This is a genomic window from Streptomyces sp. NPDC006235, from assembly GCF_040613735.1.
GTDB lineage: Bacteria > Actinomycetota > Actinomycetes > Streptomycetales > Streptomycetaceae > Streptomyces.
This window is the reverse complement of record NZ_JBEXSR010000043.1, coordinates 74518-85955: the sequence shown is the minus strand read 5'-3', so window position 1 is coordinate 85955 and position 11438 is coordinate 74518. Positions and strand designations below refer to the sequence as shown.

Sequence of the window (11438 nt, the reverse complement as noted above, 5' to 3'; positions counted from 1 at the left end):
CGGCTTCCGCCGTGCCACGGGCCACTCCCACAAAGAGGGAATCACTTCCATCTCCACCGTGCCACAGGAAGATCATTCTGCAAGGACCCCTTAGGGGCGCGGGGCTGTGCCGATTTGCGGCTCCGCCGCGCGGGCGCGACCAGCCACAACGCACCCGCAGCCGCCGCATCACACACCACCCGCCCCCACTGAGCGCGACGCACCTCCCATCCGTACATGACCGGGAGCCGTACAGCCCGACCCCGGAGACCCACGTGGAGCGCAATGTCGGACACCCCCGGCGATTCCAAGCCCTGGTGCTGCTCGGCACCGTGCTGGTACTGCTCCTCGCAGGAGCAGCCCCCGCCTCTGCCCACGCCGCCCTCCGCAGCACCGACCCCGACGACGGGTCGGTCGTCCAGCAGGCCCCCCGCCACCTCACCCTGACGTTCACCGAGTCCGTCGGCCTGCTCGACGACTCCTTCCGGGTCTTCGGCCCGGACCAGCGCCGCGTGCACACCGGCGAGGCCGAGCACGCGGACGGCCGTTCCGACACGGCACGCGTCGGACTGCCCGGGAAACTCGCCCAGGGCACCTACACGGTGGCCTGGCGGGTGGTGTCCGCCGACAGCCACCCGGTCTCCGGCGCCTTCACCTTCTCCGTCGGCAAACGGTCCGCGACGACCGCGCCCGTCGACACCGGCCCGGACGAGGACCCGCTGACCGGCGGTCTCCACGACGCCGCCCGCTATCTCGCCTACCTCGCCGCCGCCCTGCTCGTCGGCACGGTGGCGTTCGCGCTGCTGTGCCGGCCCGCGGACACCTCTCCGCTGCGCAGACCACTGGTGGCCGCCTGGTGGACCCTGCTCGGCTCGACGGTCGTCCTGCTGTTGCTGCGCGCCCCGTACGAGACGGGCGCGGGCCCGGCCGCGGCGTTCGACCTCTCCGCCCTCGAACGCACGGTGACCGGCCGCCCGGGCCTGGCCCTGCTCGCCAGGCTGGCCGTCCTCCTGCTGACCGCCGCCTTCCTGCTGCGGCTGTCCCGGCACCGCGACCACCGGGAGCCCGTGCTGCGGGCGGTGGGCGCGACCCTGGCCGTCGCCCTGGCCCTGACCTGGGCGGCGGCCGAGCACGCCTCCGCCGGGATCCAGGTGCCGCTGGCGATGACGTCGTCCGTGCTGCACCTGGTCGCGACGGGTGTCTGGCTCGGCGGCCTCGTGGCGCTGCTGCTGACCCTGCGCCGCGCCTCCGTCGACGTGCTGACGGAGGTCGTGCCCCGCTTCTCCCGGATCGCCTTCGCCTGTGTGACCGTCCTGGCCGTCACCGGGCTCTACCAGTCCTGGCGCGGCCTCGGCTCCCTCGCGGCGCTGACCGGCACGTCGTACGGCCGGCTGCTGCTGGCCAAACTGGTCGCGGTGACCGCGCTGTTGCTGGCGGCCGGATACTCGCGCCGGTGGACGGCCCGCCTCGCGGCACCGTCGGCCGCCGCCACGCGGACGGCCGTACCGGAACGGGTCGCACAGCCGGTCGGAGCCGGGGCGCCGGTCCCACCGGAGGGGCCGGGCGAGCCCGGCGAATCCAGCGCGGCAGGGGAGCCGGAGAAGCCGGACGGGCCGGAGAAACCGGAGGGGGCGTCCGAGCCGGCCCCCGAGTCCGGCGACGCGGACGTCCGCCGTCGCGGTCTGCGCCGCTCCGTCCTCGTCGAGGTCGCCGTCGCCGCCGTGGTGCTGCTGATCACGACGCTGCTCACCACCACGCTGCCGGGCCGCGCCCAGGCCGAGGCCGCGCAGCGGTCCCCGGTGGGTGCGCTGCCGCCCACGACCCTCGCCTCGGTGCCCTTCGACACGGGGGGCAGTTCCGGCACCCTGTCCGGCCGCGGCACCGTGGAGGTCACCCTGGACCCGGCCCGGGTCGGCGAGAACGGCGTCCAGGCCGTGGTCTACGGCGCCGACAAGGGGCTGATCGTCGTCCCCGAGGTCCGCATCACCTTCACCCTCCCCTCCCGGAAGGTCGGCCCGATCGATGCCGGACTCACCGACGTCGGCGGTTACTGGAGCGCCAACTCCGTCAATCTGCCCCTCGCCGGGACGTGGACGATGAAGACGACCGTGCGGGTGTCGGACGTGGACCAGGTGACGGTGGAGAAGCAGGTGCGGATCGTGCCCTAGGAACCCTGGGTGCCGCCGTCGGCGGGTCGCCGTCCAGGAGCCGCGTCATGCACTCGGCGGCGCGGACGGCGGCGTCGCCGCAGCAGTTGTTGAACAGGACGTGGACCTGTCCGGCCCGCTCGGCCAGCCGGCGCACGCGGGGCAGCCACTCGGCGAGTTCCTCCTCGCCGTACGCGTACCGGAACCGGTCCTCCTTGCTGCCGGTCCCCCAGGCGGTGCTGCGGCCGTGGAACCGGACGACGGACAGCCGGGGTGAGGTGACGGGGGTGACGGGCGGCATCGACGAGGGCAGCGTCTGCGTCATGTCGACGGCGACCGCGGCCATGCCGAGCGGGGTGAGCAGCGCGCACGTCGCCTCCGCCCGGCCCGGCTCCCACCACGAGGGATGCCGGAACTCCACGGCGACGGGCCACCCGCGCGTCCGCTCGGCGCACCCCTGGAGGAAGGCCTCCGCCCGCTCCCCGGGCCGGAACCACGGCGGGAACTGGAACAGCACGCTCCCCAGCCGCCCGGCCTGCCGCAGCGGCTCGATCCCGGCCGTGAACCGGGCCCACACCGCGTCGAGCACGGCAGGGTCGCGGTGGTCGGCCGGCAGCCCGGCCGGCATCGCCGCCTCCCGGGTGGGGTGCCCGGTCAGCAGCGAGAACGCCTTCACGTCGAACACGAACCCGTCCGGTGTCCGCTCGGCCCACAGCCGGCTGTTCCGCTCGCTCGGCAGCGCGTAGTACGAGGCGTCGACCTCGACGACCGGGAAGCGCTCGGCGTAGTGCCGTAACCGCCCCTCCGCGTCCCGCCGCCCCGCCGGATACCAGCCGCTGCCGACCAGGGCCCGGTCGGTCCAGGAACACGTGCCCACCAGGATCTCGCCCATGGGGCACCGGTTACCCGGGCGGGGCGGCGGCAGGCTCCCGGCAGGGCCGTGGCAGCAGGGTAAGGGCCGTCACAATCGGGGTAATCAGGGGATAGGTCACATATCGGATGACTGTCGTCCGAGTGTCCGGATCACCGCAGATTCCCTGCCCGTGCAGACTCCCCTCCAGAGCGAGATGACCGATCATGGAACAGCCCGTCACCGTCGGCCGGGCCGGCCACCGGGCCGACAGGTCGCTCGGAGCGGAACCCCGAGTCGCCCCGGTCCCCCAGGCTCCCGAAGCCCCCGACGTCGCCGAGACGCCGGAGGCCCTCGCGGAGCTCGTCGGCGAGTCCCTCACCGCCCGCGTCACCCTCGACGAGCAGGGCAGGGTGACCGGCTGGAACACGGGCGCCGAGCGGCTCCTCGGGTACTCGGCCCGGCAGATGACCGGCCGCCCGGCCGCCGATCTGCTGGCCGAGCCGATCCCGGCCCGCGGCGGCGGCCTGCCCGCGCTGGCCGGCCTGCCCCGGTGGAACGGCGAGGTCAGGCTCCGGCACCACGACGGCCGGAAGCTGACCGTCCCGGTCCTCGCCCACCACAGGACGCCCGGCACCGGCGCCCCCGACTGGCTCCTCCTGTCCGCCCTGACCCGCCGGCAGTCCCGGGCCGGCCTCGACGCATCCCTCGTGAGCTGGAGCTTCACCCAGTCCCCGTGCTGCGCCCTGGCGCTCTACGACACCCGGCTCCGGCTCAGGCGGGCCAACGAGGGCATGCAGCGGGCCATGGGGCTCACCGAGGAGGAGATGCTGGGCCTGCGCGTGTCCGAGATCGTCGACGACGAGGCCGGTGCGCGGGCGGAGCGCGGCATGGTCCGGGTGCTGCGGACCGGTGAGCCGCAGTACGAGGAGAACTATCTGCGCGCCCCGGGCGAGACCCGCGAGCACGCCTGGTCGGTCTTCGAGTCCGCGCTGCGGGACGCCGAGGGCACGATCCAGGGCGTCTGCATCTCCGCGCACGACATGTCGGAGCAGTTCTGGGCGCGCAAGCGGCTCCAGCTGATCGCCGAGGCCGGCCGGCGCATCGGCGGCACGCTCGACGTGCGGCGCACGGCCGAGGAGCTGACGGACGTGACCGTCCCGGCCCTGGCCGACTTCGTCAGCGTCGATCTGCTCGCCGCGCTGGACGACGTACCCGAACCGCCCGCGCGGGTCCTCCCGGCGGACGGGCCGCTGCTGCTGCGGCGGGTGGCGCTGCGGTCCGTGACCCCGGGGGCCCCGGAGGCGGTCGTGGCGGCCGGCCAGGTGGACGCCTACCCCGAGGGTTCGGCGCCCTACGAGAGCCTGCGCGCGGGACGCCCCACCCTGCACCAGGTGACCGACCCGGCGTTCGCGGCGTGGCTCGCGCACGACCCGGAGCGGGCCGCGAGGATCCGGGCGTTCGGCATCCACTCGGTGATGACCGTGCCGCTCACCGCCCGCGGCACCACGCTGGGCGTCGCGTTCCTCGTCCGGTACCGCAACCCCGAGACCTTCCGGCACGACGACCTGCTCCTGGCCGGGGAACTGGCGGCCAGGGCCGCGGTCAGCATCGACAACGCCCGCCGCTACACCCGGGAGCGCGCCACGGCCGTCACGCTCCAGCGCAGCCTGCTGCCGCGGCGGCTGCCCCGGCAGGCGGCGGTCGAGGTCGCCTCCCGCTACCTGCCGGCGGGCGGGCACGCCGGCGTCGGCGGGGACTGGTTCGACGTCATTCCCCTGTCCGGGGCGCGGGTGGCCCTGGTCGTCGGCGACGTCGTCGGCCACGGCCTGCACGCCTCCGCGACCATGGGCCGGCTGCGGACGGCCGTACGCACCCTGGCCGACATCGACCTGCCGTGCGACGAGCTCCTCACGCACCTGGACGACCTGGTCGCCCGGCTGAGCGTGGAGGGGGAGGACGGGGAGGACGGCGAGACCTCCGGGGACGTGGGCGCGACCTGTCTGTACGCCGTGTACGACCCCGTGTCGCGGCGCTGCTGCTTCGCCGGGGCCGGGCATCCGATGCCGGCCGTGGTGAGGCCCGACGGGAGGGCCGAGCTGATCGACCTCCCGGCCGCGCCCCCGCTCGGCATGGGCAGCCTGCCCCACGAGTCCACCGAGGTGGTACTGCCCGAGGGCAGCCTGCTCGTCCTCTACACCAACGGCCTGATCGAGAACCGGGACCGAGACCCCGACGCCGGCGTCCACCGGCTGCGGGAGGCCCTTGCCCGCCCGGCGCCCTCGCTGGGCTCCCTGTGCGACAGCGTGCTGGCCGACCTGCTGCCGCAGCGCCCGGCCGACGACGTGGCCCTGCTCGTGGCCCGCACCCGGGCGCTCGGCGAGAGCCAGCTCGCCACCTGGGCGGTGCCGGACGACCCGTCGGCGGTCGCCCAGACCCGCAAGGACGTGGTGGCGCAGCTGGAGAGGTGGGGGCTGTCGGACGCGGTCTTCGTCACCGAACTGGTCGTCAGCGAACTCGTCACCAACGCCATCCGGCACGCGCAGCCGCCGATCCAGCTCCGTCTGATCCACGACAACACCCTGATCTGCGAGGTCTCCGACGGCGGCAACACCGCTCCCCACCTGCGGCGTGCCCGCACCTACGACGAGGGCGGGCGCGGCCTGCTCCTCGTGGCCCAGCTGACCGAGCGCTGGGGCACGCGCCAGGGCGCCGCGGGCAAGACCATCTGGGCGGAACAGACACTGCCTCTCCCGTGAGGATCCACCGGCCATGACCACACACCCTTCCCACCGGGCCGCCGCGGCGCCCGTGCAGCGGGCCGCCCAGCTGGTGGGCTTCGTCTTCCTCCTGGTCGGCGTGCTGGGGTTCATCCCCGGCGTCACCACCGACTACGGCTCGATGGAGATCGCCTCCCACGAGTCGGGCGCCGAACTGCTGGGCCTGTTCCAGGTCTCGGTCCTGCACAACCTCGTGCACCTGATCTACGGCCTGGTCGGCCTGGCCCTCGCCGGCACGGCCGCCGGAGCGTACTCGTACTTGCTGGTCGGCGGCGCCGTCTACCTGGTGCTGTGGGTCTACGGCCTGTCCGTCGGCCACGACAGCGACGCCAACTTCGTCCCCCTCAACGCGGCGGACGACTGGCTGCACTTCGCCCTGGGCATCGTGATGATCGCCCTGGCTCTGGCCCTCGGCCGCCGCCGCCCGGCCCGCACCTCCCGTACCGGCGCGGACCGGTAGGCATCCCGGACGGACGTCGTGCAGACCTTCCTCCCCCACCCCGGCTTCCGGGAGTCGGCCCTGGTCCTGGACCGCCGTCGGCTCGGCAAACAGCGCGTCGAGGCCTTGCAGGTGCTGCGCGGCCTGGTCGTACCGGGGTACGGCTGGCGCCACCACCCGGCGGTCCGGATGTGGGCCGGATACGAGGAGGCACTCGTCCGCTACGGCCTGGAGGTCTGCCGCGTCTGGCGCGAACAGGGCCACCAGGACAGCTGCGCGGCCACCCTGGTCGCCGACCTCGCGGCGATCCGCCCGCACGCCCCGGTCCGCGACCAGCACGTCCTGGCGGCCGAGGGTGAACTGCCCCCGTGGCTGGGCGACACCCCCTTCCACCACAGCCACCGCTCCGCCCTCGTCCGCAAGGACCCCGCCACCTACGCCGACCTCTTCCCCGGCGTCCCGGACGACCTGCCGTACGTGTGGCCGGCTTCGGACCGGGTGGCTTCGGACCGGGTGGCTTCGGACCGGGTGGCTTCGGACGGGTCGGCTTCGGACGGGTCGGCTTCGGACGGGTCGGCTTCGGACCGGTCGGCCTCGGACCGGTCGGCGTAAGACCGGGGGCCGTGTAGAAATTACGGCCAACTTCCTTCCGTGCCGCCCCCGTTGTCCGATCAGACCGTTCCGTGTTCCACTGGATCTTTTCTGGCACATCGGTCACCGGTCACCCGCTCCCGGGCGGGCAGGCACTCCGTGGGGGAGCCGTGTGTGAAGAACTGGGGTTCGAGAAACTCCTCGGCGAGGAGGGCTTCTTCGCGCGGCTGCTGGGGCGGGCGCCCTCGGGAGCCGGCCGGGACCTGCTCTACGGCCCCGACCTGCCCGTCGTCCTGCTGACCGGCGGCCCGGGCATGGGCAAGGGCCGGCTGCTGCGCGCCGTACGGGACCGTTTCGCCGCGAAGGTGCCGGTGATCCACCTGGACTGCGCCTCCCCGGTGTACGCGGACCGCGCGGACCCGGAGCCCGGCGCCCGCTCGGCCGCGACCGAGGCCCTGGTCGAGGTGGCCCGGCGGCTGTGCACCTGGCAGGGGACCGGCGGCTCGTTCGCCTTCCCGCGTCTCTTCACGGGCCTGGCCATGATCGCGACCGGCGTCGCGGAGGGCACGCCCGAGGCGGTCGCGACGGAGGCCGAACGCTACGAGGACCTGGCCCAGAAGCAGCGCCTGCGCGGGCTGGGCGTCGGCGACTTCTGGCGCGGCATCCTGCGCGGCACCATCCGCAACCTCCTGACCACCCTCGGGCAGGCGCTCGACCCGTACTCGGCGGCCGTGAGCAACGCCCTCCTGGACGCCCTGTTCGAGGGTCTCGCACCCCGGGGCAGGGCGGAGCTGGGGCGGATCTACGGCGCGTATCCCGGCGCCGCCGGGCAGCCCAGGATCGGGCTGCGCATCCTCGCCGCCGACTTCCGGGCCGGTGGCGAGGCACGTGAGGTCGCGGAAAGCTTTCTCTTCCGGGCCCTGCGCGAGGACCTGGAGGCGGCGTACGCCTCACCCGCGGGCTGGCTGCGCCGGGTCGGCCGCCCGGGCCTGCTGCTGGACCACGCCGAGTCGCCCCTGGGCGAGCAGTTGCTGCGCGCCGTGCTCTCGGACCGCCGGGGCGGACAGCGCGACCGCGTGGTCATCGTCGGCACGGCACGCCGACCGGACGGCGGCGCCTTCCTGCACGGCGGCCTGCCGCCCGAGGAGTCGACGCCCCCGGCGGAGTACCGCCCCGCCGACGGCGCCCCGCCCGCCTGGTCCCGCCGTACAGACGAGGGCGCGGACCGGGCACCCCTGGCCGACGGCGTGCTCCTGCTGCGGATGCCGCTGCTCACCGGCGACCAGCTCCGCCGGGAGACCGTACGAAGACAGCAGCGCGCCGAGCCGGAGGGCGGCACGAACCGCCGCCGTATCGACGCCGCTGTGGCCCGGCTGAGCGGCGGCCGGCCGCACACCGTGATCCGCCTGGCCGAAGCCGCCGCCGCCTTCCGCATGCCGGCGGACGCCAACGACCGGGACATCCTGGACGCCCCGTTACGGCTCCCCGGCGACGACACCCGCGAACGCCCCGTCGCGGACGTCCTGCTGCGGGAACTGATCCTCGACCAGTTACCCGTACGGCTCCCGACCGAGCACCACGACCACTGGCTCGACCTCCTCACCCACCTGTCGGTGGCGCACGACACGGAGTGCGCGGACGTCCTGCTCCGTCACCACCAGCAGGGCCACGTCCACCACCTGACCGCCCATCACGTCGCCCGGCTCCTCACGGACACGGGCTGGCCCACCTGCGAACGCCACTTCATAGGCGACTTCGGCCTCCGCCAACTCCTGGTGCACAGGCTGTACGGATTACGCCCCGGCGGAGCCGCCTGGTACGCCGACCATCACCTGCTGCGCGACCACTATGCGCGGCGTGCGGTGGGGGAGGCGGGGGGTTGGGGGAGTGGGGCTTCGGGGGGTGCGGCTTCGGGTGGTTCGGCTTCGGCTGGCGGGGTGTTGGGGGGTGGGTCGCGGGGTGGTGCAGTACCGGGTGGCGGGTCGCCGGGTGGTGGAGCACTGGGTGACGGGTCGCCGAATGGCGGGGGGCTCGGCAGTGCGGCCTCGCGCGGCGGGGTGCCGGACGGCGGGGCGTTGCGCGGTGGGTCGCCGGACGGCGGAGCCTTGCGCGGCGGAGAGCCGGGCGGCGCGGCCGTGCGCGGTGCGGATGCGGACGGCGGTGCCTCGCGCGGCGGAGAGCCGGACGGAGGGGCTTCGCCCGGCGGGGTGCCGGACGGCGGGGCGTTGCGCGGTGGGTCGCCGGACGGCGGAGCCTTGCGCGGCGGAGAGCCGGGCGGCGCGGCCGTGCGCGGCGCGGATCCGGACGGCGGGGCGTTGCGCGGCGGCGTGCCGGACGGCGATGCCTCGCCCCCGGGCGCGCCGGGCGAGGGTGCGCCCGGCGAGGGTGCGCCGGCCACCGGACGTTGGCGCGCCGGAGCCTCACCCGGCGCGGCGTGGGGTAACAGCGGAGCGTGGGGCGGTGGCGCGGCCCGGGCCGGCAATGAGCCCTGGGGCGGAGCCCCTGGCGGCGGTGCCTTCCGCTCGCTCACCGCCCACCGCATGAACCACCACCTGGTCTCCGGCGGTGTGGACGACGTCGTCAGCCACCTCGCCGCCACCCTCCCCGGCCGCCCCCGAGAGTGGTGCGCGGAACTCCTGGAGATCGCCCAGGCGCCGTACCCGGGCGGGGCGGACGCCCGGCGGGAACGCGCCCAGGGCCTGGTGCCCGTGGACGGCCCACCGCTGCGCCGCACCGTCGACCAGCTGCTGCACGCGGTCTGGTTGTGCGAGGAGCGGACCAGGCCGACCGGCAAGGAGACCGCCCGCACACTCGCCAAGCTGCTGGACCTCCTGTCGATCATGGACTTCGAGGGCGCGGGCCTGCTCAGCAGGACGGCGACGGACTGGAGCGGACTCGCGGAGAACGAACAGCCCCTGTTGCGCTGCACCTGCACCGAACAGCTCCGGAGAAGGAGATAACGGGCATGCCCAGATGGCGGAAGATCCTCTTCTCACTCCTGGGCGCGGCGGCGCTCGCGGCCGGCCTGGTGCTCGTCTATCTGCTCGTCACCAGGCCGGACACCTGCGCGGACGGAGTGGAGCGGATCGACGGCGAGTGCATCGGCGTCAACGGCGAGGGCTACGACTTCGGCACCCCGGAGATCAGCGACGTGGCCCGGGCCATCGCACGCGAGAACCGGAGGATCGAGAAGCAGCCGTACGTCACGGTCGCGATGATGCTGCCGCTCCAGTCGGACCGGGAGGCCCTGCGCCGGCAGATGCGCAGTGACCTCCAGGGCGCGTACCTGGGCCAGCGCCAGGCCAACGCGGGCGAGGGCGAACCCCCGAAGATCCGCCTGGTGCTGGCCAACCCCGGGCAGGACTACGGCCGTCAGGCCAAGGTCGTCGACACCCTGCTGCAGATGGCCGCCTCGCCAGAGGACCGGCTGCGCGCGGTCACCGGCTTCAACCTGAGCCTCGCCGCCACCGAGGCGGCCGTCGCCCGGCTGACAGAGAACAAGATCCCGGTGCTGGCGGCCCGGATCAGCGGAGACCGGATTGCCAACGAGGACCGGCCGGACGGGATGGCGAAGCTCCGCTTCCCGGGCCTGGCCCGCATCCTCCCCACCAACCACGACGCGGCCCAGGCCCTGGCCAACTTCAACGGCGAACGCGGCCGTCAGAACCTCAGGACGGTCCTGGTCTACGACAAACGCCCGGACGGCTACAACGAGTCGCTGGCAAAGGCCTTCAGCAGGATCGAGGAGAAGGGCCCGGCCGGCCCCGCCGCGATGTCGTTCGAGTCCCCGTCGATCGACGAGGCGGGCTCGACCGGCAACCAGTTCACCCAGACGGCCAACAACATCTGCGACTCCCGGGCCGACACGGTCTACTTCGCGGGCCGCACCCTCCACCTGCGCATCTTCGCGCTGAAGCTCGCCGAGGTGGGCTGCAAGGACCGCCACTACACCATCGTCAGCGGCTCGGACGCGGCCTCGCTGCGGCAGGACATGACGGAGCGGGACTGGGCCAGACTCCGCGGCGACGACGGCAGGCCGAAGGTGACGGTGCAGTACGCGGCCCCCGCCCACCCCGACGCCTGGACGACGGAACTGACGGCCTGGACGAAGAAGTACAGGGCGACCCACGACCGCGAGCCGGCCGACCGGGACCTCCCCCAGTACCTGACCGAACCGAAGGCGGCCCTGGACGCCCTCAGGCAGCAGATCAGCGCGACCGAGAACGAGGGGATCAAGCTGGGCTCCACTCCCAACTTGGACGACTCCCGGACGATGCTCGTCCACGACGGCCTCATCACCATCGGCAAGGCCCTCCACCAGGCCCAGAAGAACGACCCGGAGTCGGTCCCCACCCGCGAGGACGTGGGCCGTCAGTGGCCCCTCCTGCAGTCCCGCCACCGCGTCCAGGGCAGCAGCGGCCTGATCTGCCTCACCACGGGCGGCAACGCCTACGACAAACCGGCCGCGATCGTCGAACTGGACCCGGGCCGAAAGGGCCGCGGCACCCTGAAGTTCGTAGGCCTGGGCTGGCCGACGGGCAAGCCGCAGCCGCAGAACTGCGTCATCCCCAGCAGCACTTCATGAGGACCGGAGGACCCCTGAGGACCTGAGGACCGGAGGACCCCTGAGGACCTGAGGACGACCTGAGAAC

General features: G+C 74.0%; 6 protein-coding genes and 1 pseudogene. 6 read left to right on the top strand and 1 reads right to left on the bottom strand.

Annotated features, from left to right (window positions below; genetic code table 11):
* Positions 1–296 precede the first annotated feature (296 nt).
* A complete protein-coding gene (locus tag ABZ192_RS35340) occupies positions 297–2147 on the top strand; it encodes a copper resistance protein CopC (RefSeq protein WP_356928569.1) in 1851 nt (616 codons plus the stop codon).
* Here ABZ192_RS35340 and ABZ192_RS35335 read toward each other — a convergent pair.
* A complete protein-coding gene (locus ABZ192_RS35335; RefSeq protein WP_356928566.1) occupies positions 2047–3018 on the bottom strand; it encodes a DUF72 domain-containing protein in 972 nt (323 codons plus the stop codon). The two genes, ABZ192_RS35340 and ABZ192_RS35335, sit on opposite strands and share 101 nt — an antisense overlap.
* 185 nt (positions 3019–3203) lie before the next feature.
* On the opposite strand from ABZ192_RS35335, the gene ABZ192_RS35330 reads away from it, so the two are divergent.
* The 5 genes and pseudogenes from ABZ192_RS35330 (at position 3204) to ABZ192_RS35310 (ending at position 11371) form a co-directional block, all read left to right on the top strand.
* On the top strand, positions 3204–5735 hold the full coding sequence (locus ABZ192_RS35330; RefSeq protein ID WP_356928565.1) for a SpoIIE family protein phosphatase: 2532 nt from the start codon (positions 3204–3206) through the stop codon (positions 5733–5735).
* 13 nt (positions 5736–5748) lie between these two features.
* A complete protein-coding gene (locus tag ABZ192_RS35325; RefSeq protein ID WP_356928564.1) occupies positions 5749–6216 on the top strand; it encodes a DUF4383 domain-containing protein in 468 nt (155 codons plus the stop codon).
* Positions 6217–6234: 18 nt separating this feature from the next.
* A pseudogene (locus tag ABZ192_RS35320) lies at positions 6235–6693 on the top strand (MSMEG_6728 family protein); the annotation flags it as partial.
* Between the two features lie 263 nt (positions 6694–6956).
* Positions 6957–9746 carry a hypothetical protein gene (locus ABZ192_RS35315; protein ID WP_356928563.1) on the top strand — a complete coding sequence of 930 codons (2790 nt, stop codon included), beginning with the start codon at positions 6957–6959 and terminating at the stop codon, positions 9744–9746.
* A gap of 5 nt (positions 9747–9751) precedes the next feature.
* The gene (locus ABZ192_RS35310; RefSeq protein ID WP_356928562.1) at positions 9752–11371 is read left to right on the top strand and encodes an ABC transporter substrate-binding protein; all 1620 of its coding nucleotides are present in this window, start codon (positions 9752–9754) and stop codon (positions 11369–11371) included.
* Positions 11372–11438 lie beyond the last annotated feature (67 nt).

What these genes read in the sequence shown, in the direction of transcription:
- ABZ192_RS35325 (WP_356928564.1), top strand. Translation starts at nt 5,749, where the DNA reads ATGACCACACACCCTTCCCACCGGGCCGCCGCGGCGCCCGTGCAGCGG.
- ABZ192_RS35310 (WP_356928562.1), top strand. Translation starts at nt 9,752, where the DNA reads ATGCCCAGATGGCGGAAGATCCTCTTCTCACTCCTGGGCGCGGCGGCG.
- ABZ192_RS35335 (WP_356928566.1), bottom strand. Translation starts at nt 3,018, where the DNA reads ATGGGCGAGATCCTGGTGGGCACGTGTTCCTGGACCGACCGGGCCCTG.
- ABZ192_RS35330 (WP_356928565.1), top strand. Translation starts at nt 3,204, where the DNA reads ATGGAACAGCCCGTCACCGTCGGCCGGGCCGGCCACCGGGCCGACAGG.